The organism is Chitinophaga rupis (assembly GCF_900109685.1).
In the GTDB taxonomy this organism is placed as follows: domain Bacteria; phylum Bacteroidota; class Bacteroidia; order Chitinophagales; family Chitinophagaceae; genus Chitinophaga; species Chitinophaga rupis.
Genome location: NZ_FOBB01000003.1, coordinates 495769 through 520301, shown reverse-complemented (window position 1 = coordinate 520301; position 24533 = coordinate 495769). Strand labels below are relative to the sequence as shown.

The following is a 24533-nucleotide window of genomic DNA, read 5'->3' as shown; positions in this document are numbered from 1 at the left end:
TAATTTCAGTTACGAGATGACGCGATGACGCGATTGATCTAAGAATAACGTTCAACAGTTTCCGACTTTAATACCTAACGTGATGCTCCAATACCTAACGAGACACTTAAATAACAAGTTTAATCCTTTAACAGTCTATAAAGCAGGAAAGCTTATTTATGCTGTACTGCCCATTGTTTCAATAATGTAATAGCATCGAACAAAACACCTGCCTCCCCTCTAAAATCTTTTGACCCCTTTGGTTCACCGGTTTGCACATCATACCACTCATAAAAGCCTTTATACTTTAAAGCTCTTTCCAGGATGGGATCCAGCTCAGTGGTGGCTTCCTCTATAAATCCATTGGCAATAAGCGCCTGTATCATGCGGCCGCCAAACCAGGTCCAGTCACCGGCATTCTGATACACGTAAGGTTTCATGTTCGGAAATTCCGTGGCCGGGTAGGGCGGGTATACTGTAATACCAATAGTGGCATATTTTTCTTTGGCTGCAGCTGCTACCATTTGTTTGTTGATGGCTGCAATTTCTGCATGATCATGAAAGCCGGCGAGTATAGCACAGGTAGTGCCGCCGGTATATAAGATCTCCTGCTCGTTAAATGCGTTTGAGAACGGACTGCTGTTCAGGTACAGGTGTGGAATATATTTTTGTTTACCGGCCTGCCACAGGTGCATGCGTACATGCTGGCGGATATCTGCGGCGATCTTTTTCCAGTCTTTGGATGCCTGGTACTCTTTTGGCTGCATGGCCAGGAAATCCTGTATAGCTATTACGAACATGGCATTGTCGTAAATATCAATGCTCCATTTTGTTTTGTTGTTAATGGCTACACCCCAGCCGGTTTCAGGCTGCACATCTCCCCAGTCAATGGTGGTGGCGCCGGTGATAAGGCCATATTTAGCGGAGTACCTTTCTTTCAGCAGGTAGCTGAAAGCTGCTTCCATACGCTGCAATACGGTGCTGTCGCCTATTTTTTCCTGCAGGATGGAATGGTCGCCGGTAGCGTCAATATATTTTCTAACAGCCTGCACCAGGGATGATTCCTGGTCCGTTTCTACTGTGTTCTTATGCGCTGCCCATCCGGGCGCCAGTTTTGAATACCTGTATTGATAACCGCCGTTGGCTTTGCGGGCATCAATTACGCCGTCTACTATATTACCATCGCTGCCCTGCATTTTAAAGAACAGCAGCAGCATTTCCTTTACTTTTTCTTTTGGATGTACCTGTAATGATCCTTTAATGAAGGTATTGAAATCGCGGATCCATACTTCCCCATAGGAAGTGCCTGCAGCAAACCCGGTAAGTAAATGTAGTGCTCTTGCCTGGATCGTATCTAAGCGGCTATCGGCCAAAATGGACGTGGCTAAAGTATTGTTCCTGCTCTGTGTAAACCCAGTAAAACCATTTAGCAAAAAAGAGAAAAAAAATATGGTTATAACGGGAATCGTAAAGATGCGCCTCATGTGCATGGCCCCTTTAATTATGTACAAACATATAAACATAAATTAACTTTTGCAAGAATTCTTAAAAATAAGTTAAATAATGTTATTTAGTATTTATAAATTTGATTGTCAGTATTTTAGGTGTTAGCTGGCCATATTAGTTGATTCATATTCCTTCTGTTTCCCTTAACTTTGATCATACATACCATCATACTTTTCATATGCCTACTATTATATTTTCATTACTTTGTGTCTCGACCTATAGCGAACATGAATTTTAGTATTGACCACAAAAATCCCTTGCCGCTGCATGTGCAGGCGGAAAATTTGCTGCGTACAATCATCAGGGATCCGCAGTATGCAAATGGAAAATTTTTACCTAATGAAGTACAGTTAGCCAAACAGCTTGCCATTTCCAGATCCACGTTAAGGCAGGCACTCAACAAATTAGTATATGAAGGATTGCTGATCCGCAAAAAGGGGGTGGGCACTAAGGTAGCGGAACCTACCATCAGCTCCAAGTCAAAGAACTGGCTTAGTTTTACACAGGAAATGAATGCCCGGGGAATTATGATCAAGAACTTTGAGCTGCATGTAACCTGGGTAACACCGGATGAGACAGTGGCCAATTTTTTTGATATCAGCACCAGCAAAAAGATCCTGAAGCTGGAAAGGCTGCGGGGTAAGGCGGAAGGGCCTTTTGTGTATTTTATCTCCTACTTTCATCCACGGGTAGGGCTTTCAGGAGAAGAAGATTTTAAACGCCCGCTGTACGATATCCTGGAAAAAGATTACATGGTTATAGCCACACTTTCCAAAGAGGAGATCTCTGCCAAGTCAGCCGACAAATTCCTGGCCGGTAAGCTGGAAGTGGAAACCGGCAGCCCGATTCTTTGCAGGAAAAGATTTGTGTACGACCAGGGTGAGCGCCCCATTGAGTTTAACCTGGGTTATTACCGCGCAGACAGTTTTGTATATACGGTGGAAAGCAGAAGGGATTAAATAGTTGGCAGTTAACAGTGGGCAGTTGGCAGTCTGTGGCCGGGACTACAATTACCAAAGACCAGCCTCATTATGGCGAAATATACTCACTACCGGCAACTGCCAACTAAACATCATGAATACATTTGCTGTAATAAGTGAATATTAATAGTTGCAGCGCTTCTCCCAGACTGCCAACTATTTCGTTTTATTTACACGCGGCGAAATATTACTATCCGCCAGCCAGTTGGTTAGCAGCGGGGGCCATGCTTTCAGCGATTGTAAATTAGAGCGGTAACCCATATTAAAGGCATGGTTGCCATTAGCAAATATATGCGCCTCCACCGGTACTTTGGCAGCACGGTACCTTTGCAGCAGCTGCACAATAGGTACAGAACAGCACTCATCCTCATTAGCCGCAATTAAAAATGCAGGCGGTGCATTGGCCGGTACCTGCTCCGGCACACCTAACGGCCCCGGGTATACGAGTATCTGAAAACTGGGCTTGCTGTTCAAACGGTCCACAGGATCCTTAGCCTGGGGATCGCCTGCGCCGGATGCATAAGCCACCTGCGCTACCACCTCTCCACCGGCAGAAAAGCCCCAGATGCCCACACGGGCGGTATCAATGTTCCAGTCTGCCGCATGGCTGCGTACCAGGCGCATAGCGCGGTAAGCATCCTGCTTAATTTCTTTTTCCAGGGTGTAGGGCGATCCTTCTTCCCGGAACAAACGGTACTTTAAAATAATAGCTGCTATGCCTATGCTGTTCAGGTATTTGGCCGGCTCTACACCTTCTGAGTTATACACCAGCAAACGGAACCCGCCACCCGGGCATATTACCACGGCTGCACCGGTAGCTTTTTCTTTAGGCGGCAGGTACACGGTAATGGAAGGGTTGTGCACATTTTTTATGTAATAGTCTTTAGCCTCTTCCGGCTCATTACGGCGGTTCTCATACCCCGGTGCGCCATTGGGCCATAAATGGATCACCTGCGGGGTATCCTGTGCCAGGGCAGTAGCCAGGAACAGGGAACAGATAAACGTTTGCAGCAGAAACCTGGTATACGTGGACATATTGAAAGTGTTTGAAAGGATGATGGGAATTGACTAAACAAAATAATAAAAAAACGCTAGAATGCTAAATGCTGAACGCTGAATGCTTAATGTGGCCGGCAGTACGTGCCATTCAAACATAACATGATCAGCGTTCAGCGTTTAGCATTAGCGTTTAGCGTTCTTCCTTCAGCGACCACCCTGTTTTCAAACCAATCACAAAAAGTACCAAGAGTACTTCGCCTAAAGCCAGTATTATATCGCCCGGAACCCGCAGCCAGCGCAGGAGCTGCATGGTATCCGTGTGCATGAATGCGGCTGAGCGGGCATACCAGTAACCATGCTGTATGGAAGCAATTACCTGTAAAATGCCCATGGGCAATATGCTGATGGTGACCATTACCAGCAGGCCAATGTTAATGCTCCAGAATGACCATCCCAGCAGCTTATCATTCCAGTGTTTATCCGGGTACAGGCCACGCAGCACAAACAACATTAACCCTATACCCAGTATACCATATACGCCGAACAAAGCAGTGTGCCCGTGTACCGCGGTTGTATTCAACCCCTGTATGTAATACAGGGCAATGGGCGGGTTAATGGCAAACCCGAAGATGCCTGCGCCCAGGAAGTTCCAGAAGCACATGGCAATAAAACAGTAAATAGGCCATTTATATGCCTTGATCCAGTTGGTGGAGCGGCTGAGCGTGTAATTATGATATGCCTCAAACCCAATGAGCACCAGCGGTACTATTTCCAGTGCGCTGAAAGTAGCGCCCAGGGCCAGTACCGCCGTGGGAGTAGCGCTGAAATAAATGTGGTGGAACGTACCAATGATACCGCCGGCCAGGAATACAATGGTGGAGAACAGCACCCCCGTAGTAGCATATTTAATGTGTAACAAACCCAGGCGGCAAAAGAGGAACGCTGCTACCACGGTGGCAAATACTTCAAAAAATCCTTCTACCCACAGGTGCACTACCCACCAGCGCCAGTATTCTGCTATGGCCATATGTGTTTGCCGCCCGTACATTAAGCCTGCTGCATAAAATACGGCAATAGCAATGGATGCAATTACAAACAGCGTGAGCAAATGCCGGCTTTCATCGCGCCTGCGCAGTGCCGGCAGCAGCGCCCTTAACATCAGCACCAGCCAGATCACCAGCCCTGCCAGCAGCAGTATTTGCCATATGCGGCCCAGCTCAATGTATTCATAACCCTGGTGGCCCCAGTAGAAGTTTTCTACCAGTCCTAACTTTTGCATTACGCCCAGCCATTGCCCAACCAGAGAACCTCCTACTACTACCACCAGCGCACCAAACAATACGTTCACGCCTAAACGCTGTAATGGCGGCTCATAGCCGGATACTGCCGGTGCAATATATAAACCGGTGGCCAGCCAGGAAGTAGCTATCCAGAAAATGGCCAGCTGCACGTGCCAGCTACGGGATACGGAGGCAGGTAAAAATTTATCTAATGGTAACCCGTAAAAGGCGCTGCCTTCCACCCCATAGTGCGCGGTAATAACCCCGGCTGCCATTTGTACCAGAATGAGGATGCTTACGATCCAGAAATATTTCAGCGTGGCTTTCATGGAAGGCGTGACCAGTGAATCCCGCAGGGGATCTGTAGCAGGCAGCACCACGGCTTCTTCATCTTTATTCTTTGCATGGTATAAGATCAGGAGGGCCACACCGCTTAGCAGCAGCAGGATGCTGAAACCTGACCAAAGGTGCAAAGCGGCGCCCGGCGTATTGCCCACCGTTTCATCGCCCGGCCAGTTATTGGTGTAGGTAATATTGCTGCCCGGCCTTTCTGTGATACATACCCAGGTGGTCCAGGCAAAAAAGGCGTTCATTTTACGCATGCGTTCCGGGTCCTTGATGGTGGCTGCAGGAATGGCATACTGTTCCCGCAACGTGTTAAACTGCGGATCCGTCATAAATAAACCGGTGTAATACGCAGAGAGCTGCTGAAAAGCCTTTGTACGTGCGGCAGAGAATACAATGCTGTTCTGCGGTTCGTTAAATGTATTGCGCCGTATGTTCTCTTTCAGACGCTCTTTGTACAGGGCCTGTTCATCGGCCGGCAGCTGTACATATACCTTTCCATCTGCAGCAGCAATTTCCTTAAGCATTATTTCAGCTTCGCGGTGCAGGTAATCGGCGGTCCAGTCGGGCGCAATATAGCTGCCATGGCCCCAGATGCTGCCCACGGTTTGTCCGCCAATGGACTGCCATACATTTTGTCCGTCTTTAATATCCTGCCCGGTGAACAGGGTATTGCCTGCTTCATCCACCACTTTCCCGGGAATGGGCGGAAGCTTACGGTAAATGTCGGTTCCAAAGAAGATGAGGACGGCAAAGGAGCAAATTAAGGTCATGGCAAGCCCTATCCATAGTTTTCGTACGGTCATGTTGGTTAGATTAAGATGTTAGATCAGGGAGTTGTGTTAGTTCGGGATATTTTTTACATGGATCATAATGCGGGCAATACTGGCAGCCCTTTTCCCGGCATTTTCCGCTACTTCGCCCTCAAACAGCTCATCTAGTGTAGCATGGAATAATAACAGCCAGCGGTCAAAATGGGCCCTTTCCAGCGGTATGGGTAAGTGTTTGCTCATAGGATCAGACTTGTATTGCTTCGTGTATAGCAGCAGAGTGGCCCAGAACTGGCACATGATCTCAAGGTGAGGCCCCCAGTCTTTTATAATACCGTTAAAAACAGGCGCCAGCAGCTCATCCTGCCTTACCTTATCATAGAAAGTATACACCAGCTTTTTTATATCGGCTTCCGTAGTGATATCTGTTTTCATGATACTGGTTTAAGAAAATATATTAATACCTTTTTGTCTTTTATTATTGCAAAAAAATCCATCACCTTTTCAGGAACCCAATGCTTTTTGCCAGCTGGTCGTGAAACTCGTCCAGCTTGGTGGATTGCAGGGTTTTATAAATGTCTTCCCTTATTTTTTTGAATTCATGATGCAGGGGGCAGGGTTTGGCATCGGAGCAATACTCCAGGCCCAGGCCGCAGCCGGAAAAAAGCTTGTCGCCGTCTATTGCTTTCACAATATCGGCCAGGGTGCATTTAAGGGTTTTATTATCCAGGTAAAAACCGCCGGTAGGGCCTTTAAGGGAAAGCACCATCCCCTTGCGGCTCAGGTCCTGCAGTATTTTGGCAATAAAATGTTCCGGGGAGCCAATGCCTTTGGCTATCTCCTTCACACCTACCCGCACATCACTCTTCGTTTGCTGGGCAATGAAGATCATGGCGCGGATAGCATACTCACAAGTTTTTGAGAACATTCCTTTTTAGTTTACGGTGCAAAGATAGGATTTAAAGAATAATAAAAGAGTTTTTAGTCTTTTATTATGAAAAATAATCCCGGGAACCGGACGGCATTAAAAAAGCACAAGCGCAACAAGTGCGCCTGTGCTTATGATCTTACTTGCAGAGAGAGCGGAAGGCCGCTTATAATTATTTGATCTTGATCAGTTTTAAAGTTTTACGCTGGTTGCCCTGTATCACTTCCAGGAAGTAGCTGCCGGGCGATAATGCCTGTCCGAACTGGAAATTGGTATTAGGCGTTACCGTGCGGTGGCTTTCCACAATACGGGCATAGCTATCCAGCACATTTACCAGCAGCGGTTTGTCATTAACAGGGGTAGTACTTACCAGCTCAAAATAATCAGCGCTGGGGTTAGGCATTACCTTAATGTTAAGGCCACTATTGGCAGGCGCAGCGGCAACAGCCGGTTTTACGGATTCTTTGGCCTTTTCCGTCATGCGGCCATTGCCTTTACAGTTAATGGCTACCTCTTTCAGCACCGGTGTTACCTTGGTATCTGTGGTTTTCAGGGTAGCCTTATATTGCACATAACGGCCGTTGATACCGGCGGTTTCACCCTGGGCATTAATGGGCTTAAAGGCTTGCCAGGTACCATCATTCGGATTATTTGTATTACCGGCGCTCACGGAAATGGCTACACTGGTACCGGCGGGTGTTTCTGCATGCCAGGTAACGGCGCCCCAGTCAGTAGCATCACCTGCATCAAACACGCGGGAGGTAAAGCTGCCGCTGGGTGTATATGGCGCTACATGCATCCAGTCTATAGATAAAGCACCATCTGTGCTTGCATAGTCGCTGATCTGGATGTACATTTTTGAGTTCATGGTTATATTAATAACAGCGGCCGGTTTGGCGCTGCCATCAACGAAAAACTCAAAATTAGTGGCGTTCCATTTGATCTTGTAATGATGCATAGCATCCAGCAAATTACTGCCCAGCTTCACTTCTACATTGTTGGAAGCCCGCGCATAGATATTGCCATCACCGCTGCCTCCCTGGCCAATAGTTACCCAGGGGCCATCCACATAAGGCTGGTCAATGGAAAAACCTATGTTCTGGTAGGCGCCTGCGGTGAACATAGCGGAGAACTCCATGGTAGATCCCGGTTCAAAAGGATTGTTGGAGAAAATATGTATGCCGTTGGCGGTGATTACACCATTGTTATTAACAGCAGTGCCGTCGTTGTTATAACGTGCGCCGGTCCAGCCTTCCGGGATGGTTTTCACCAGGCTCAAAAATTCTTCTGTTAATGCCGGCTGCAGGGTTACACCGCCATCTGCAGTTACTGCTGCTCCTATATCAGGATTGCCCTGGTTAAACTCTGTGCGGTCAATAGCACAGGGAGCTTCCGGCAGGGTGAATTTTAACGGAGGTGCGCTCAGTGAAGGTTTGGTGGTAATATTACCTGCTATATCCTTAGAGGCTACACGAAAATAATAGGTAACACCTGGCACCAGCCCGCTTAAACGCATGGCGTGGTTAGTAGATGGCGTGTTATCTTCTGTTTGCAGGGAAAGGTCCTCTGCATTAATGTTATAATGAATAGCAGCAGCTGCCTTTTCACTGGTGGTCCAGCTAATGGTAGTAGTACCATCTGCATTGGATGCTGTTTTTAAGGCAGTGATCACCGGTGCTATAGTATCCGGGCCTGCTTTATGGGCGCCGGCTGCAGCAGCTTCTTTTACTACCGGGCTGTTGGCATCTGGTATAAACACAACATCTACCCAATAGTTATTGGTGCCAAAGTTATCGTCGGGGAAGGTAGGGGCATCGGCATATTTATAAATGCCGTTAGGGCCATCTTCTCCGTTGGCCAGCGCATGCAGCGGGCCATTCACCACGCCTTGTGTAAAGAACGGGTTGGTGCTGGCATAGTCGCCTGTGGCGCTGAAATAAGCAGCTATGTAAGTTGTGTTAGCGGTAATGGCAACCGGTTTCTCGAACAACACTTCTTTCCATCCGGTGGAGCTGTCGCCTGTAAAGGGCGCCTCTGCCAGCTTTTGGCCGCTGTTGCTCCAAAGATGCACCTGGTATTTTCCGCTGCCGGCTTTGCTTTTGTAAAAGCGGATACCATTAATATGGCCGGCCTGCACAGACCTGAACTTAACGCCTATTTCAATAGGCATACCATCGTCCACTGCAGGAGTTGTAGGTGCATCTGCCGGTTGAAAAATAGATGTGTCAACAGATGAATGACCGGCAGAACGATAGGCGGCTGCAGCCTGCCGGGCAGAAAAAAGTGAGCAAATTACCAGCACAGAAAGCGACAATCCCGCTAGCTTTCCGTAATCATAGGACAAGGAATTACGTAACATGTTAGTATTAAGCGCTTTTAATAAAGATATCGGTTTTTAGGCGCTGGAAAAATACAAATAAAAAATATAAATAAAAGAAAATATTAATTAGTTATTGATAATCAATTAAATAAAATTATTAAAAGAGATCATATCAGGCAATGGCGCATTTTCTTATTCAGTGTGTAAATATAAAATCAATCACATGAAAGTTGTTTTAACAGAAAAGCATGCCAGGTGAATGACATGCTTTTCTGTTTGATGATAATAATATAATGCTACCGCGATGGCCGCCTTATTAATAAAACAGCACCCGCTATCCAGAATAGCAGCTGGCTAAGTAAAAATACCAGGGCGCATACGATCATCAGCTTATACTGGGTGAGAAGGTTATAATATGCGTTGTAATCATAATACCGGCGTGGCATACCTGCCATACCTTCCAGTGATGAATTATTTAAAATAATGCCGGCTGCCAACGGGCAAAGCAGGGTCACGATCACTTGCGCCCAGCGCCATTTAGCTGATAGCAGCGCCTTTCTGTGAAGCAATACATGGATGATCCATGAAGTAAAGAGCAGCGGAAATACCAGCAACAATGCTGCATAACCTGCCTGCCCAATAACAAAATAGGTATCAAGCATATGAATATCTATGGCAGCATTGCCATAATAGAGCATGAACGGCAGGGGAAGGAACAACAACAGCTCAGGCAAGCGGAATAAATTTCTAAAGGACATAGGGTAATCTTAATTATTAACTATTCGTTATTAATTACTCCGCCAGCGCTATTGCCAGCAAATACCAGGCTGCATGCGGCAGCCATTGCTCCGCCCAGCGCCAGTCATAATCCTTGCCGGTAGTGGCATAGGAAAGGTTGAACTCAATATCCTCCTCATTATCCAAACCGCTGGTAATACCATTTACAATACCGCCCGGGGCATTGGTATATTCAAAGGTGCCAAAGAAACCATAGGCAGGGTTGTTATGGCCGGTGCCCTGCAGCATACAGGCATCATAGGGGTTCAGGCCCAGGATCCAGTTCAGCTGGTCCAGCGCAAAACGTTCCAGGCTGTCGTGCAAAGGTTTATCTTCTTTAAACAAACCTGCTGCCATACGGGCAGCGCTGGCCATAGAGCCTAAACGCGCATTTTCCCCCTGCCACCAGGGCGCTGTTTCCGCACCATGCGGGTAAAAGAACGCGGTGCGGCGCTTGCCGGCTGTATCCTGCACCAGCTGGCGGCTATAGCCGAAAGGATTATTTACTTCATGGGTAACAGACAGCTCAAAAGCCAGGGAACGTTTGGTCACTTCTTTGATATGGCTTTGTGTAGCGCCATCTGCAATGGAATAATAATCCACCAGGCTAACCAGCGGGTAGCCTGCATCCGCTGCATGAAAGAAAGGACGGTCCTGGTCATCGGCACGCCAGTAGTCATGGTATTTTTTCCAGGAGCTGAGGCGTTGCATCAGCTGCGCCGCTCTTTTATCAGCCGCTGCTTTATAGACGGGCTTTTTAGTGGCCTTGTATAATTCTGTTGCCGCTTCCAGCGCGCAGTAATCATCCACGATATTTTCTTTGCCGTCATTCGTCATGCCGGCATTGTTCTTTTCAAGAAAAGCAAAAGCATCTTCCGCAGCGTGCAGGTAATCAGCGTTGCTGTATTCACCGGAGGTATCGTAAGTAGATGCAATGGCCAGTGCAGCAATGGAAATACCGGCGCCGGAGCGGTAGCTGGACTGGTAACCCTTCCAGTCGTCGCCGGCAGTTTTTTTATCCGCTGCCTGGTCTTTGGATTGTTTAATGCTGTAACCTTTCTCTTCTCCATGCACTACGCGGTCCTTTGCCAGCTTGCCCGGGCCGGGCGCTGATACGGACCGGTAAAAAGAGCCATTAGCCGCATGCACACGCGCCAGGTAATCGGCTCCGTACATGGCTTCATCCAGCAGGCGGCGGTTATACTGGCGGTAATCCGTACCGCTTTTCTTATGCAGCAGGGCGTAGGTTTTTAATAAGCTCCATACGGTAAGCGATATTTGCTGCGGGTTAAAGTAGGTGGAAAAAGTAAGGTGCGACAGATGCTTGCCATAGTCGCCGGTAGCATCGTACCAGCCGCCATGCATATCTACGGTATCAGTAGTTTTACCGGCCAGCAGTAAATGACGGTCTGCCTGGTCCAGCAGGCCGGAGCTGCGTTGTCCTTTAAAATAATAGATCACATCAGAAATAGTGGCCTGCTCCAATATATTTTTACCAATACGGAAAGGGTAGGAGCTGATATTTTTACCGGCAGCTGTTATTTGCAGCTGGTAAGTGCCGGACGTATTGAATGTGCTGAAATCCATGGTCCAGAAAACCCAGTTCTTCCATTTTTGTACCGGGCCGGTAAATACAGGCTTGCCGGTAAACACAGCTTTACCTGCTGCATCCAGCAGCTGAAAGGTGTTGATGGCTACCTGTTTGTCGGCAACAATTACAGCCTGTTTGGCTTTGCTGCCTTCATACCCTACATGATTAGTAACGATCTTAATGGATTGAGCGCACAGGTAAAAGGGAATGCATAACAGTAGAAAAAGAAGGCTGCTTCTTTTGTTTTGATATAACATAGTGGTGTAGTTTTGGCTGCTTACCAGAAAAATACTCATAAAATGTAGAATGTAAAATTTTAAATCATAAATGTAAAAAGGAACGCAGCGGAGCTTTATGTCACTCGCTGCATTCCCTTTTACATTTATCTCGTTCATGAAGTCTTTTTAAATGGTCTCTATGAACCTCCTTTGTCGGTTTATCTCGTTCATAAAGTCTTTTAATGTTCTCTATGAACGAGCCTCCTTCGCCGGTTTTACATTTTGCATTTATGATTTTACATTCCATCAGTCATGCAGCCAAAAGCTAAATCCCCTGAACTTTTCGGATAAATACCACTGGCTGGTAAAGGCCCTTTTATTGGCAGCGCCGGCCTGGCTTTGCAGCAACATAGTTACTTTGCCATTGGCGCGCACGGCTTTATTGGCGGCATCTTCCGGTAATACCGCTACAATATGCCCGGAGAGGGAAAGCACCGTACGTTGCGCTACAATAATGCCTGCTTTGCCTTTGTTCACTTCTTCCTGGAACTCTGTAAGGTCAAACATGCGCTTCCAGCCAAAGTCATCGCCAAAATCATTGAACCAGTTATACAGTCCATTGGCGGTTATTTCATTAATGGTATCGCCATAGGTAACGGGCACGGTTTCTCCTTTTGCCAGGCGGGTAAGCGCCTTCCCACTCCACCATACGCGGGGCAGGTAAGCTTTGGCCAGGTAACAATAATCGTAGGCGTAAATATTACAGAAGGTTTGTTTGTTAGCTGGCTGATAGCGCGGGCTTTTTTCCACGTTCAGGAAATCAATGATCTGCCAGATCTGGTTTACTTTGGTCAGCACGTCGGCCCCGGTACGTTCCGGCATGCCGGGTTCATTCAGCGGAAAGCTGCGGCCCGAAGTTTTAGAGCGGGTAATGCTTTGTGCTGTTTTCATATGTACTTCCTGTACCGTGGTGGCTTCATCTTCCGGGATATCCGGCGCTACGCTATCCAGGAACGCAGAGCTGACAAAGCCGGACAGCTGTTTACCACCCACCGTTGTGCTTACAAACAGCCAGCCGGCGGGGTGTGGTTGTTCAATTTCTGTTACCAGTGTTTCCTGGGGCAATACCGTAATAATATTACCGGGTTCTATGGCGGCAACACTCCGCAGGCGCAGTGCTGTTTTTACTTTGAACTGTGTCATGTTATATAAGTTTTATCCCTGGGGAGCGTCTTTATGATCCGGATCAGTGGCATCATCATCCTCGTCTGCATCCGGCAGTACATCATTAATATCGTCTGCCTTTGCGGTATTGGCATCTCCGGCATTGGCATCCGGGGTGGGCGTAACAGCTATTGTGTCAGCCGGATTGATGCCGCGTTTATCTGTAGGCAGCTTGTCTTTGAATGGCACCTGTTGATCTGCCCTTACATTGAACAGGGTTTTAAACAGCTCCTCCAGTTTTTTGGATGCTTCTTTTGAGAACAGGCCTACCATACAGGCAATAGCCATCATGCCAAAAGGGTTCAGAGGCGGCACCGGTGCAGGCTGTGAATCTTCTTCATCGGAGTTCGCTGGTGGCTCGCTTGCTTTTGCCGGCGCTGCAGCCGCGGTTGCAGTAGTGTCTGTACTATCCGCAGCAGGGACAGGAGAAGGGCCCTGCACCTTTACAGAATCCGAATCGCCCGGTGGTGCGGTTACATTGGCAGGGGTTACCTTTATCGCGCTGTTGCTGGGTTTTTCAACCGGAACAGTGCTGGTGGTGGAAGGCCCATACGTTAAAATGCCGCCACGAAGCAGCATATAAAAGAACAGCGCCATGGCCGCGCCAATAACAGGACGCAGCATGTACCAGGGTACCCATGATGTTACGAAAGAGCGGTTGCCCACAAAAGCGGTAAAGGAAATAAGCAGGTGCACACTGGCGCCCAGTGCCCCGCCAAGCGTCATAAGCAGCAGGTAACGGCGCTCAGGCGAAATTGTGTAAGCCTTTCCAAGCAGGTACACCTTTTCAGGCACGCTGGAAATACCGGATGGCCATACCTTCAGCACCACGTACAATAGCGAAATGCCCAGCAAACCAAAAAATACACTCAGCACGGTAAGTAATACGTAATCCTGCGTTGGTTCGGCATCATTAGGGATCTTGCTCTCCATAGATAAGCAGCATTTATTGGGGTTAGAAAAAAGGTTATCTGATTTTTGGGAGCGGGGTAACCGCTGTTCGTACATCCAATATACGGAATATTATTACGAAATAAAACCCAGCCGGCTTCCGGGTAATGGGATTATTTTATCATGATTTGTCTAGTTGTTTTGTAGACTTTAATTTTTCATTAATTTCGTGCTTTCAATCACCCCATTTATTTATTCACTTATGTCAGGTATGGTCCAGAAATTCGTGTACGTATTTATGTTAGGCCTTTGTATGCACCAGCTGCAGGCCCAGAATAAAATTGTTGTTTTTCAGTCGGATTTTGGTTTGAAAGACGGCGCCGTTTCTGCCATGAAAGGCGTAGCCAACGGCGTATCCAGTGAGCTGAAGCTGTATGATGTAACGCATGAGATACCGGCTTACAACATATGGGAAGCCGCTTACCGCCTGGAACAAACCGTGCCTTACTGGCCTAAGGGCACCGTGTTTGTATCTGTAGTGGATCCTGGTGTGGGTACGCAACGCAAATCAGTAGTGCTGCAAACAAAAGCCGGCCATTTTATTGTAACGCCGGACAATGGTACGCTTACATTAATTGCGCAATCAGAAGGCATTGCGGCTATCCGGGAAATTGATGAAGCGGTGAACCGCCGCCAGGATTCCCGCAAGTCCTACACTTTTCATGGGCGCGATGTGTATGCCTATACCGGTGCGCGGCTGGCTGCCGGCACTATTTCTTTTGAGCAGGTAGGGCCTGCATTGCCAGACAGCGTGGTTACTATTCCGCATCAACCGGCCACTTTGCAGGGCGGCGTGCTTAAAGGCACCATTGCTATCCTGGATGTGCAATACGGCAACCTTTGGACTAACATTTCTGCCGATCTTTTTGCGAAGCTGAACATCCCTGCCGGTGGCAAGCTGCAGGTAATAATATATCATAAAGGCCAGCAGGTGTACCAGGGTGTAATGCCCTATGCGCATACATTTGGCGATGTACCCTTAGGCCAGCCGCTGGCTTACCTGAATAGCCTGATGCAATTATCATTTGCGCTGAACCAGGGCAGCTTTGCCGCTAAATACCGTATTGAAAGCGGGAGCGACTGGAGTGTGCAGGTGAAGGTGCGATAGTCCATAGTCCATAGTCGATGGTCCATAGCATTTTGCGTATAGCATTTACTACGAACTATGTCATGGACAATAGACTACAGAGACTACATACTATGAGCCTTTAACGCATTACTAATATTACGTTCTATGCAATGGACTATGGACCATCGACCATGGAACTTTTTTTCCTAACTCCATTAAACCAACTGTATGCATCGTTACTTATACCTTTTGTTATTATTGTTATTATTGCAACAGGGCGTCAATGCACAGGATACAACCCGTAACACCGATTCCATAGCATTGATGGGTGGTAAAGAAACAACTACCCTGCAGGAAGTAGTGCTGATAGGCTCCCGCGGTATTGGGCGTAGCCGCTTAAATACGCCGGTGCCGGTAGATGTATTTGATATTAAAAAGCTGCAGCAGCAATCCCCACAAAATGATCTGAACCAGCTGCTGCAATATGTTTCGCCTTCATTTAACTCCAACCGGCAATCCTCTTCCGACGGTTCTGAACATATAGATCCGGCCAGCATCCGCGGCCTGGGGCCCGACCAGGTGCTGGTACTGATCAATGGTAAACGGCGGCATACGACTTCACTGGTGAATAACCAGGGCACAGTAGGGAATGGTTCCGTAGGTACCGATCTCAATGCCATTCCGGCATCGGCCATTGAACGTATAGAAATATTACGTGACGGCGCTGCCGCGCAATACGGTTCTGATGCCATTGCAGGCGTGATCAATATAGTTTTGAAAAAGAATGTACACCAGCTGTTTGCCTCTGCTACCGGTGGTCTTTCTTCCCGCAATGATGGAGGCCTGGGCCAGCTGAACCTGAACTACGGCCTGCCTTTGGGCAAACAGGGCGGATACCTGAACCTTACCGGTGAAACGTATTACCGTGGCCGAACTACCCGTACACAGGATCACGACCTTATCATTTTCGACCAGTCTGCGTTAGGCAACTTCTTTGCCTATCCTTTTGCAAATGATCCGGCCGCTTCGCGTAAATATGATGATGATAAGCTGAAGGAGCTGGGGCTAACCCGCAAAGACTTTAACTTCCAGATAGGCGATGCCCGTATTAAGAATGCCGCAGGTTTCCTGAACCTGGGCCTGCCCTTTAATAACGGGAAGGGAACTTTTTACGCTTTTGGCGGGTATAGCTTCCGGAAAGGGGAGGGTTATGGTTTCCGCCGTTTGCCCAGTGAAACGGAAAACATGGTGTACAGCATTTTCCCGAATGGCTTTCAGCCCAACACTACTTCCCATATCCATGACCGTAGCCTGGCCCTGGGTGTAAAATATTATTTGGGCCAATGGGAGGCAGACCTGAGCAATACCATCGGCGATAACCGCTTTGATTATTTTGTGAATAATACGGTAAACGCCTCCCTGCAGGATAAAAGCCCGACCAGCTTTACAGCGGGCGGACATGAATTTTTGCAGAACACCACTAACCTGGATTTTCACCGTCAGTTCGCGGGGATAGGGTATGGGCTGAACCTGGCCCTGGGAGCAGAGTTCCGGGTAGATGATTACCGCATCCGTGCCGGGGAGGAAGCCTCCTGGCGTAACTATGGCTTACGGCAAAATGCAGATGGTACGGTAACGGATACACTGGGATTGAGTGGCGGAGCGCAATCTTTTACCGGGTTTTCACCAGCCAATGTAACGCATAAGAGCCGCAACAATACCAGCCTGTATGCAGATGCGGAGCTGGATGTTACCCACCGGTGGATGATAGGCGGAGCTGCCCGTTTTGAACATTACAGTGATTTTGGATCCACTATCAATGGTAAGCTGGATACCCGTTACAAAATAACTGATCATTTTAATATACGCGGTGCTGTTAGCACGGGATTCCGTGCCCCCTCTTTGCATCAGCAGTATTTCAGCTACATCAGTACAGACATTTTGCCGGATGGCAAGCTGGGACAGTCCGGCTTTTTTACCAACAGCAGTGCAGTAGCCAAAGCGCTGGACATTCCTACCCTGAAAGAGGAAACCGCCATTAACTACAGCCTGGGTTTTACAGCTAAAGCCGGTAACCTGAGCTTAACGGTAGATGGTTACCTGATCAATATCAAAGACAGGATCGTGCTTACCGGCAGCTTCGGATACGATCCCTTTGGCGACCCGGTGCCGGAGATCCAGAACATCCTGAATCCGCTGGGCGCCAGCTCTGCGAGGTTTTTCAGCAATGCAGTGGATACGCGCACACTGGGAATAGATGTGGTAGCGGATTATACCTGGCATGCCGGCCCGCATACGCTGAACATTTCCCTGGGAGGCAATTTCAATAAGAACAGCATTACCGGCACACATGTACCGGAGCTGCTAAAAGGACAGGAAAGTATTTTCTTTTCCCCGAACGACAGTATCCTGATCGTGAAAGGTACTCCCCGCGTAAAAGCCAACCTGGCACTTACGTACAGCTACAAGAGGTTCAGCACTACTTTACGCAATGTGTATTTTGGCGAAGTAGCCCGCAACTCTTTTCCCTATGGCAGCGTGCAGCAGCTGAAAGGGAAAGTGGTAACCGATCTTTCTGTAAGCTATACCCTGAAGCCGGTTACTTTTACCATAGGCGCCAATAACCTGCTGGATGTATTCCCGGATAAGCAGATCTACGATAACAGCTATTACGGCGTATTTAAGTACCCATCAGCGCAGATGGGTGTTTTGGGCGCTTTTTATTTTGTGCGGCTAACGGTGAATCTTTGAGTCCAAAGTCCTGAATAGTCCATAGTCGATGGTCCATAGCATAGAGCGCAATACAAGTTGTACGTTATCCGTAGTTAATGACATAGATCGTAGTAACTACAATACGCTAAATGCAATGGACCATGGACCATGGACCATCGACCATGGACCATCAACTACCCCCAAAACGCGTCTTCCTGCGCTATGTCTTCGGCATAAATTTTAGCAGCTACGATCTTACCATCTTCCACCGTATATACGTCAATGTTATCCGTATCGAGTACAGCGCCGGGGCGATTGGCTTTCCAGTGCAACACGCAGGCTGCGCTGTTGCCGTTTACAGCCAGTACCTTTACACCAGCCAGCGACATGGTGTTTTGCGATACCTCAAACATACCGCCAACCATCTGGAACACTTCTGTAATGTTTTGTTTATGGCCGGAGAAACGGTTATTGCCGGGTTGCTCCCATTTTACATCCGGGTGTAGCAGGGCGCCTAATTTTTCAAGATCCACCTGTTGTACTGCGGTTACAAATTCATTTACTACCTGTAAGGTTTGCTTTTCCATATTGTTATAGTTTTTTTGTTGTTGATGGTACAAAGCTAGTTTAGAGCAGCAGGGCAATGGTTATCTATAGACGCCAATGGTTTACCATTTTACGACAAACAGAGGAGAAGCGCCGGGATAAACAGACCCGTTTAAACGGCCGCCCAACCACTGTCAGCCCGCTAAAATCCCCTGTACGTACAATTACCAGCTTTTTATATTTTTGTATCTATGGCGCAAGACACCCTTACACAGATCACTACCCCTGCCGGTAAAGGAACCGGTGATATGTACAGCATTCCGGTAGGTTACCGGCGAATGGAAAATCTGCATATTGTTTTCTGGTTGCTGAAAGATATTGCCTGGTGCATGATCTGGAAGCCGCTGGGCATTACCATGATCTTTCCTACGCTGATCATTTCCATTGTAATTGCCTGGCGTACCCGCCAGTTTGTATCAGAGCTGTGCCATAACCTGGCCATTACGGTATGGATCACCGCTAACTCTTACTGGATGATCAGTGAGTTCCTGCACTTTGATGCAAATACGATAACGGGTGATATTACCTATAAGCACCTGGCCGTAATTCCTTTTATGACAGGTGTGCTGATACTGGCTTATTACTACCTGTATTACAAGCCACGCCATAAGGATGAAATAGATACGATGTAAGGTTTTTTATAAGCTATAAAGCCCGTTCCACAGCGGTTTAGCCGGGAACGGGCTTTTTTATGCAATAGCCAACCCATCCTGCTCAAATTTTATTTTTTATTTTAGACCGATAGGTCTAATTTTATATACATGAAGAAATCAGACCGTACCCGGCAAATGATCATTGAAAGGTCGGCGCCTATATTCAACAGCAAAGGCGTAGCCGGCACCTCCATCAGCGATATTATGGAAGCCACGCAGCTGGCCAAGGGCGGGGTATACGGCAATTTCTCCACCAAGGACGATATATTGATGGCCACCTTTGACCACATTGCAGATACCTTAAAGGAAAAACTGGCAGGCGTAACCGCGCCGGAGCCCACCATTGGCGGAAAGTTTGAAGCCTTGTTTAAATTTTACAGTCACTACCCGCTGAACCCCTTTGTGGCCGGAGGCTGTCCCATACTGAACTTTGGGGTGGATGCGGATGATACCCATCCGGAGCTGCGCAAACGTGTGGCTAAGCTGATCGCTTATTTCCAGGAAAGGATCGAGCAGCTGGTTAATGCCGGTATAAAACGTGGTGAGTTCAGCGCGGATTGGGATGCGGAACGTTTTGCCGTAAAGATGTTTACCATGCTGGAAGGGGCCACCCTGGTGAGCCGTGTCAATAATAACAACAAACAAATGAAGACAGTGGTGAGTATGTTAAGAGAGGAGATAGCACAACATACCCTTTGATTTTTTGAACACAAACCTATAGTCTTTTATGGAGCAGCAACAGGTAATGCCATTCGCACTCAAGGTATCTGCTTTTATGTTGTCAAGGCTGGGTAAGCCTTTCCCGGGGTTAACAGCCCGCATGTTCTTGTCAATGTACAGCCGCCCACCCAAAAGAAAGCTGCGGGAATCACACCTGGCAGTAAAGAAAAATGCAGTGGCGGAGCAAATGAGCTTTAGCCGTTATGCTTTTGATGAAAGGCCTATTAACCTGCAGCTGTATCATTGGGGACAATCAGATAAAAAGGTATTGCTGCTGCATGGCTGGGGCGGCAGCCCGTTTGATTTCAGGCAAATGATCACCGCGCTGGTAACAGCCGGTTATGAAGTAATAGGCTGGGATGCACCGGCTCATGGCGCTTCTGAAGGCAAGCAAACCAACCTGGTGCAATGGATGCATGTTATGGAGCAACTGCTTACCCGTATAGGCCCGGTGCATGCCATTGTAGGGCATTCGCTGGGTGGCCTCAGCGCTGCACTGGCGCTGGTACATAAACAGGTACAGGCACCCCGGTTGGTAATGGTGAGCGCCGCTGTAAGCGCACCGGTTTTCTTCCAGGAAACTTTTCACCTGTTTCGTATACCAGACCGTGTTATGCCAAAAGTGCACGAGCTCATTATGACGCGTTTGCAAAACGATCTATTAAACCTGGACCTCTTCAAATATATTGACCGTATAAAAGCAGAAAAGATCTTAGTGATCTATGATGAGAATGATGGGTTAGTAAAACGTGAGCAGATCGATGATTTCCTGCAGCAATACCCTGCCATACAATCGCTGAAGATCAAAGGGGAAGGGCATTTCCGCATTATGCGGAATGAGGAGGTGATTGAGCGGGTAGTGAAGTTTATGGAATAGCTGATTAGTCCATGGTCGATGGTTCATAGTCCATGGCGTAGAACGCGGTATTAGTAATACGCTAAATGCAATGGTCCATAATCCGCAATATCAGCAATACGCTAAATGCAATGGACTATGGACCATCGACTATGGACCTGCGGCCGCAGGCCGCAATTATTTACCGAAAGAGTACACTACATCCAGCGTATAAGGCGAGGTGTAATGGCCTGTCAGTTTTAACTGTCTGTCAGAAAGGGTCTGGATAGTTAAAGTATCCAGGCCAAAAATGAATTTATCATCCAGGGAAGTAACGATCTTCTTATTATCGTCGATCAGCTTATAGGCCACGGTATCCAGGAAAGCATTTTTTACCTGGTAAATTTTACCCGCGTTGGCATCAAAGGTCCAGTAGTTGCTTTCTGCAGCATAGTTCACGGTGTCCTTCTGTGTAACGCCACCCTGGTTATAGGTCCTGAACTGGTTAACCATCGTCCATTTTCCGGGAAGCGCCTGATCAGCGGGCTTGTTAACGGCATCATCATCTTTTTTACTGCAGGAAATAATCAGGGATACACCTGCTAACAGGAGAAATATTCGGTTCATTTTCATAGGATAGGATTATTATAGGATGCAATATAATAAAATATTATTATGTATCATAGTGTTGTCCCATTCGCGAAGCATTTATAGCCCGGATTTTGTATTTTGTTTGGATAACCAGAAATCCCACGTATATGACTACATCCAGAAACCGCCGCGAATTCCTGCGCCAGTTAAGTATTACCACTATGGGTATGGGCCTGTTGCCCGCTGTACTTGCCGCCTGTAATAACGGCCAGTCTACTAAGGACGCCGGCGCCGATTCTTCCGCTGCTACAGACAGCACAGCCGGTAAAACCGCCAGCAAGCCCTTATTCTTTAAAATATCGCTGGCAGAATGGTCGTTCCACCAGGCGCTGTTTGCCGGTAAAATGAACCACCTGGACTTTCCCACTAAAGCCAAAAATGATTTTGGCATTGAGGCAGTAGAATATGTGAACCAGTTCTTTAAGGATAAAGCAAAAGACAAAGCCTACCTCACCGATCTTAAAAAACGTTGTGATGATAACGGCGTACGCAGTGTGCTGATTATGTGTGACGGAGAAGGAGAGATGGGCGACCTGGATAAAAAGAAACGGATGCAGGCGGTTGAAAATCACTATAAGTGGGTCGAAGCCGCCCAGTTCCTGGGTTGCCACGCCATCCGCGTAAATGCAGCAGGAGAGGGCAAACCGGAGGAAGTATCCAAAGCGGTGATAGAATCCCTGGGCAAATTATCGGCCTTTGGGAAAGATCATAACATTAACGTGATCGTGGAAAACCATGGGGGCACATCCTCCAATGGTAAGTGGCTGGCTAACGTAATGAAAACGGTGAACATGCCCAATTGCGGCACCTTACCGGACTTTGGCAACTTTTGCCTGAACCGCACCAAACCGGAAAGCAACACCCCTGAAGGCTGGGCTAAAACCAAATGCCTGGAAGAATATGACCGTTATGAAGGCGTGCAGGAGCTGATCCCTTATGCCAAAGGTGTAAGCGCCAAAACATATGACTTTGACGCCAATGGTAATTGCGTGGAAACAGATTACAGCCGTATGCTGAAGATCGTGAAGGATGCCAATTACACCGGGCATATTGGTATTGAATACGAAGGACAAAAGCTCTCTGAAGAAGAAGGCATCCGCAAAACCCTGGCCCTGCTGCAAAAAGCAGGCGGCGCGCTGAGCTAATATGCAGATGATAAATGTGCAGATGTGCAAATGTGATGGAAGTGAAGTTCCTGCAATTGCACATTTGCATATCTGTACATCAATCAATTGTTATCACCACCTCATCTCCCTTGATCTTATAGCTGCAATGCGCAGCCTTACGCAGTATTTCCAGCACCTCCTGTAAAGTATTATGCCGGAAGGAGGCCGTCATATTTTTGATGGAGGATACATCCCCTTCTACCGTAATGGTTACAGCAAACCAATCTTCCAGCTGCCTGACCATGGTCATAAAAGGTATATCCTTAAACCGCAGATCTTCCTGTAACCAGGCTTCCAGCTCAGCAGGCTGGTAGGTTTCTTTTTCCATCAGGTCAATATCCTTGTTGGCTAATACCATTTGCCCGCGTTCCAGTATTTCCGGCTGGTTATCGGTAGTGGAGTGGTAGGTTTTGGCCACTTTAACCTTGCCATTCAGCAAATAGGCCGTAGCGCCGGGTTGCGCGGCAAAGGACCGGATCTTAAAGGCGGTACCCAGGGCGGTAATGGTCAGCTTATCCGTTTTTACGGTAAAGGGCCGGCCGTTGGCGATGGGGGCCGCATCAAAATAAGCCTCTCCATCCAGTATAAGCTCCCGGCCCTGCTGCGGAAAGGTGGCTGGTACCAGCAGGCGGGAACCGGCATTCAGTATTACAGTGCTGCTGTCTGCCAGCTGCAGCTTTTTACGGTGTCCTACCTCCCCCTGGTAGGTGGTATAGGTGGTTTGCCCGTTAAGCAGGTGTTTAACCGGGTCCTGCTTTTCAGATGGCTGGCATTGTAGGTGGATACCTGCCATTAATAGCAGGCCCATGATAGGTAAGGTGTTTTGTACGCTTGTGTTGAACATGACATTTTTGCTGGGAGTGTTAAAAGTAAACAGTTTTTTGTTAAAACAATGGCAGCCCCTTAACTTTGCGGCCCATGGAAAAGCAGCTTCCGTTATCATTCGATAATACCGCTATTGCATTTGAACACAAAACAGATAAGGCACTGAAAAAGGCCGATTTCCTGTTCAGTAATATCGGCAAACCATGGCTGGTAAAGCTGGGCGGCGTGTTAACCCCCCTGGCCTTTAAACTAAGGCTGCCTGTTAAAGGCCTCATCAAATACACTATTTTTCAACAGTTTTGCGGAGGCGAGAGCCTGGAGGAAGCTGCACAAACTGCACGGGTATTGGGCAAATATCATGTGGGGGCTGCGCTGGATTACGGCGTAGAAGCCATGGAAGGGGAGGAGAACTATGACCATGCCGTACCGGAATTTATCCGCGCCATTGAATATGCTGCCGCCAATCATAACATTCCTTTTATTGCGATCAAGGTAACCGGCTTTGCCCGTTTTGAGCTGCTGGAAAAAATACACAGCCGGCAGCCACTAACAGCGGAAGAGCAGCAGGAGTTTGAAAGAGTGCGTAACCGCATCAGGACCATTGCGGAAGCAGCTGCCAAAAATAAGATAGGCCTGCTGATAGATGCGGAAGAATCCTGGATCCAGCAACCGGTAGATGACCTGGCCGATGAAATGATGCGGCTGTTCAATAAAACAGCCGTTATTGTATATAACACCTTCCAGCTCTACCGCCACGACCGCCTGGAATATCTGCAGCTTTCTTTTGATAAGGCGCAGCAGCAGGGCTACCTGTTAGGCGCCAAGCTGGTAAGGGGCGCGTACATGGAAAAAGAGCGCAAACGTGCAGAAGCCCTGAATTATCCGTCTCCCATACAACCGGATAAAACATCAACCGATAAAGATTATAACGAGGCCGTAAGGTTTTGCATTGACCGGCTGGACAAGCTGGCCGTATTCATAGGCACACACAATGAAGAAAGCAGCATGCTGGCAGCCCGCCTGCTGGATGAAAAGGGATTACCTCACAACCATCCGCACGTAAGCTTTTCACAGCTGCTGGGCATGAGCGATAATATCACCTTTAACCTGGCGCATGCCGGTTACCACGTATCCAAATATTTGCCTTATGGCCCGGTAAAGGATGTAATGCCCTACCTGCTGCGCCGCGCACAGGAAAATACTTCCATCTCCGGGCAAATGGGCCGGGAGCTGGGTTTGATAAGGAAGGAGCTGAAACGCAGGTCTATCTAAGCATAAAGCTGAAAGCAAAAAGCAGAAAGCGTTAGAGCGGAAGGCAAAAAGCTGAAAGCAAAAAGCAGAAAGCATCGGAGCGAGTGCCCGGCTTTCTGCTTTTTGTTTTATGTTCATGCATCCAAATTCGCGAATATCATTCGCTTCAATCAGCTT

Annotated in this window: 21 protein-coding genes; 8 read left to right on the top strand and 13 right to left on the bottom strand. The window is 47.8% G+C overall.

The window, feature by feature from the left end:
- Positions 1 to 152 precede the first annotated feature (152 nt).
- Positions 153 to 1352 carry a GH36-type glycosyl hydrolase domain-containing protein gene (locus tag BMZ54_RS15250; RefSeq protein WP_238386590.1) on the bottom strand — a complete coding sequence of 400 codons (1200 nt, stop codon included), beginning with the start codon at positions 1350 to 1352 and terminating at the stop codon, positions 153 to 155.
- A 360-nt stretch (positions 1353 to 1712) separates the two neighbouring features.
- On the opposite strand from BMZ54_RS15250, the gene BMZ54_RS15245 reads away from it, so the two are divergent.
- Positions 1713 to 2444, top strand: a complete 732-nt coding sequence (locus BMZ54_RS15245; protein WP_089913181.1) for a GntR family transcriptional regulator — start codon at positions 1713 to 1715, stop codon at positions 2442 to 2444.
- Positions 2445 to 2621: 177 nt separating this feature from the next.
- Here BMZ54_RS15245 and BMZ54_RS15240 read toward each other — a convergent pair whose 3' ends face one another.
- The 9 genes from BMZ54_RS15240 to BMZ54_RS15200 form a co-directional block, all read right to left on the bottom strand.
- On the bottom strand, positions 2622 to 3500 hold the full coding sequence (locus BMZ54_RS15240; protein ID WP_089913178.1) for an alpha/beta hydrolase: 879 nt from the start codon (positions 3498 to 3500) through the stop codon (positions 2622 to 2624).
- A 154-nt stretch (positions 3501 to 3654) separates the two neighbouring features.
- Entirely contained in the window at positions 3655 to 5895 is a 2241-nt protein-coding gene (locus BMZ54_RS15235; RefSeq protein WP_089913176.1) for a nitric-oxide reductase large subunit, read from the bottom strand.
- A 36-nt stretch (positions 5896 to 5931) separates the two neighbouring features.
- On the bottom strand, positions 5932 to 6294 hold the full coding sequence (locus BMZ54_RS15230) for a group III truncated hemoglobin (protein ID WP_089913173.1): 363 nt from the start codon (positions 6292 to 6294) through the stop codon (positions 5932 to 5934).
- Between the two features lie 61 nt (positions 6295 to 6355).
- Positions 6356 to 6787, bottom strand: a complete 432-nt coding sequence (locus tag BMZ54_RS15225; protein WP_089913170.1) for an RrF2 family transcriptional regulator — start codon at positions 6785 to 6787, stop codon at positions 6356 to 6358.
- Between the two features lie 172 nt (positions 6788 to 6959).
- Positions 6960 to 9146 (bottom strand): DUF4082 domain-containing protein, encoded by a 2187-nt coding sequence (locus BMZ54_RS15220; protein ID WP_089913167.1) that lies wholly within the window; start codon positions 9144 to 9146, stop codon positions 6960 to 6962.
- A 257-nt stretch (positions 9147 to 9403) separates the two neighbouring features.
- Positions 9404 to 9865, bottom strand: a complete 462-nt coding sequence (locus BMZ54_RS15215) for a heme-copper oxidase family protein (RefSeq protein ID WP_089913164.1) — start codon at positions 9863 to 9865, stop codon at positions 9404 to 9406.
- A 34-nt stretch (positions 9866 to 9899) separates the two neighbouring features.
- A complete protein-coding gene (locus BMZ54_RS15210; protein ID WP_089914220.1) occupies positions 9900 to 11732 on the bottom strand; it encodes a glycoside hydrolase family 9 protein in 1833 nt (610 codons plus the stop codon).
- A gap of 267 nt (positions 11733 to 11999) precedes the next feature.
- Positions 12000 to 12896 (bottom strand): hypothetical protein, encoded by an 897-nt coding sequence (locus BMZ54_RS15205; RefSeq protein ID WP_089913162.1) that lies wholly within the window; start codon positions 12894 to 12896, stop codon positions 12000 to 12002.
- 12 nt (positions 12897 to 12908) lie between these two features.
- Complete coding sequence (locus BMZ54_RS15200) at positions 12909 to 13850, bottom strand: hypothetical protein (protein ID WP_143081023.1); 942 nt, start codon at positions 13848 to 13850, stop codon at positions 12909 to 12911.
- 229 nt (positions 13851 to 14079) lie between these two features.
- Between BMZ54_RS15200 and BMZ54_RS15195 the strand changes: the two genes are divergently transcribed.
- Both BMZ54_RS15195 and BMZ54_RS15190 read left to right on the top strand, forming a co-directional pair.
- On the top strand, positions 14080 to 14976 hold the full coding sequence (locus tag BMZ54_RS15195; protein ID WP_089914216.1) for an SAM hydrolase/SAM-dependent halogenase family protein: 897 nt from the start codon (positions 14080 to 14082) through the stop codon (positions 14974 to 14976).
- Positions 14977 to 15165: 189 nt separating this feature from the next.
- The gene (locus tag BMZ54_RS15190; RefSeq protein WP_089913155.1) at positions 15166 to 17688 is read left to right on the top strand and encodes a TonB-dependent receptor plug domain-containing protein; all 2523 of its coding nucleotides are present in this window, start codon (positions 15166 to 15168) and stop codon (positions 17686 to 17688) included.
- Between the two features lie 155 nt (positions 17689 to 17843).
- On the opposite strand, the gene BMZ54_RS15185 is transcribed toward BMZ54_RS15190, so the two are convergent.
- Complete coding sequence (locus BMZ54_RS15185; RefSeq protein WP_089913152.1) at positions 17844 to 18236, bottom strand: nuclear transport factor 2 family protein; 393 nt, start codon at positions 18234 to 18236, stop codon at positions 17844 to 17846.
- A gap of 210 nt (positions 18237 to 18446) precedes the next feature.
- On the opposite strand from BMZ54_RS15185, the gene BMZ54_RS15180 reads away from it, so the two are divergent.
- The 3 genes from BMZ54_RS15180 (at position 18447) to BMZ54_RS15170 (ending at position 20505) form a co-directional block, all read left to right on the top strand.
- Positions 18447 to 18887, top strand: a complete 441-nt coding sequence (locus BMZ54_RS15180) for a hypothetical protein (protein ID WP_238386589.1) — start codon at positions 18447 to 18449, stop codon at positions 18885 to 18887.
- Positions 18888 to 19016: 129 nt separating this feature from the next.
- Positions 19017 to 19607, top strand: a complete 591-nt coding sequence (locus BMZ54_RS15175; protein ID WP_089913148.1) for a TetR/AcrR family transcriptional regulator — start codon at positions 19017 to 19019, stop codon at positions 19605 to 19607.
- A gap of 28 nt (positions 19608 to 19635) precedes the next feature.
- Positions 19636 to 20505, top strand: a complete 870-nt coding sequence (locus BMZ54_RS15170; RefSeq protein WP_089913145.1) for an alpha/beta hydrolase — start codon at positions 19636 to 19638, stop codon at positions 20503 to 20505.
- A 156-nt stretch (positions 20506 to 20661) separates the two neighbouring features.
- On the opposite strand, the gene BMZ54_RS15165 is transcribed toward BMZ54_RS15170, so the two are convergent.
- Positions 20662 to 21090 carry a hypothetical protein gene (locus BMZ54_RS15165; protein WP_143081022.1) on the bottom strand — a complete coding sequence of 143 codons (429 nt, stop codon included), beginning with the start codon at positions 21088 to 21090 and terminating at the stop codon, positions 20662 to 20664.
- 131 nt (positions 21091 to 21221) lie between these two features.
- Between BMZ54_RS15165 and BMZ54_RS15160 the strand changes: the two genes are divergently transcribed.
- Positions 21222 to 22259: a sugar phosphate isomerase/epimerase family protein gene (locus BMZ54_RS15160; RefSeq protein ID WP_089913139.1), complete on the top strand. Its 1038-nt coding sequence runs from the start codon at positions 21222 to 21224 to the stop codon at positions 22257 to 22259.
- Positions 22260 to 22338: 79 nt separating this feature from the next.
- On the opposite strand, the gene BMZ54_RS15155 is transcribed toward BMZ54_RS15160, so the two are convergent.
- A complete protein-coding gene (locus tag BMZ54_RS15155) occupies positions 22339 to 23124 on the bottom strand; it encodes a FecR family protein (protein WP_162277552.1) in 786 nt (261 codons plus the stop codon).
- A gap of 74 nt (positions 23125 to 23198) precedes the next feature.
- Between BMZ54_RS15155 and BMZ54_RS15150 the strand changes: the two genes are divergently transcribed.
- On the top strand, positions 23199 to 24377 hold the full coding sequence (locus BMZ54_RS15150; protein ID WP_089913134.1) for a proline dehydrogenase family protein: 1179 nt from the start codon (positions 23199 to 23201) through the stop codon (positions 24375 to 24377).
- Positions 24378 to 24533 lie beyond the last annotated feature (156 nt).

What these genes read in the sequence shown, in the direction of transcription:
- BMZ54_RS15245 (WP_089913181.1), top strand. Translation starts at nt 1,713, where the DNA reads ATGAATTTTAGTATTGACCACAAAAATCCCTTGCCGCTGCATGTGCAG.
- BMZ54_RS15240 (WP_089913178.1), bottom strand. Translation starts at nt 3,500, where the DNA reads ATGTCCACGTATACCAGGTTTCTGCTGCAAACGTTTATCTGTTCCCTG.
- BMZ54_RS15235 (WP_089913176.1), bottom strand. Translation starts at nt 5,895, where the DNA reads ATGACCGTACGAAAACTATGGATAGGGCTTGCCATGACCTTAATTTGC.
- BMZ54_RS15230 (WP_089913173.1), bottom strand. Translation starts at nt 6,294, where the DNA reads ATGAAAACAGATATCACTACGGAAGCCGATATAAAAAAGCTGGTGTAT.
- BMZ54_RS15225 (WP_089913170.1), bottom strand. Translation starts at nt 6,787, where the DNA reads ATGTTCTCAAAAACTTGTGAGTATGCTATCCGCGCCATGATCTTCATT.
- BMZ54_RS15220 (WP_089913167.1), bottom strand. Translation starts at nt 9,146, where the DNA reads ATGTTACGTAATTCCTTGTCCTATGATTACGGAAAGCTAGCGGGATTG.
- BMZ54_RS15215 (WP_089913164.1), bottom strand. Translation starts at nt 9,865, where the DNA reads ATGTCCTTTAGAAATTTATTCCGCTTGCCTGAGCTGTTGTTGTTCCTT.
- BMZ54_RS15210 (WP_089914220.1), bottom strand. Translation starts at nt 11,732, where the DNA reads ATGTTATATCAAAACAAAAGAAGCAGCCTTCTTTTTCTACTGTTATGC.
- BMZ54_RS15205 (WP_089913162.1), bottom strand. Translation starts at nt 12,896, where the DNA reads ATGACACAGTTCAAAGTAAAAACAGCACTGCGCCTGCGGAGTGTTGCC.
- BMZ54_RS15200 (WP_143081023.1), bottom strand. Translation starts at nt 13,850, where the DNA reads ATGGAGAGCAAGATCCCTAATGATGCCGAACCAACGCAGGATTACGTA.
- BMZ54_RS15195 (WP_089914216.1), top strand. Translation starts at nt 14,080, where the DNA reads ATGGTCCAGAAATTCGTGTACGTATTTATGTTAGGCCTTTGTATGCAC.
- BMZ54_RS15190 (WP_089913155.1), top strand. Translation starts at nt 15,166, where the DNA reads ATGCATCGTTACTTATACCTTTTGTTATTATTGTTATTATTGCAACAG.
- BMZ54_RS15185 (WP_089913152.1), bottom strand. Translation starts at nt 18,236, where the DNA reads ATGGAAAAGCAAACCTTACAGGTAGTAAATGAATTTGTAACCGCAGTA.
- BMZ54_RS15180 (WP_238386589.1), top strand. Translation starts at nt 18,447, where the DNA reads ATGGCGCAAGACACCCTTACACAGATCACTACCCCTGCCGGTAAAGGA.
- BMZ54_RS15175 (WP_089913148.1), top strand. Translation starts at nt 19,017, where the DNA reads ATGAAGAAATCAGACCGTACCCGGCAAATGATCATTGAAAGGTCGGCG.
- BMZ54_RS15170 (WP_089913145.1), top strand. Translation starts at nt 19,636, where the DNA reads ATGGAGCAGCAACAGGTAATGCCATTCGCACTCAAGGTATCTGCTTTT.
- BMZ54_RS15165 (WP_143081022.1), bottom strand. Translation starts at nt 21,090, where the DNA reads ATGAACCGAATATTTCTCCTGTTAGCAGGTGTATCCCTGATTATTTCC.
- BMZ54_RS15160 (WP_089913139.1), top strand. Translation starts at nt 21,222, where the DNA reads ATGACTACATCCAGAAACCGCCGCGAATTCCTGCGCCAGTTAAGTATT.
- BMZ54_RS15155 (WP_162277552.1), bottom strand. Translation starts at nt 23,124, where the DNA reads ATGTTCAACACAAGCGTACAAAACACCTTACCTATCATGGGCCTGCTA.
- BMZ54_RS15150 (WP_089913134.1), top strand. Translation starts at nt 23,199, where the DNA reads ATGGAAAAGCAGCTTCCGTTATCATTCGATAATACCGCTATTGCATTT.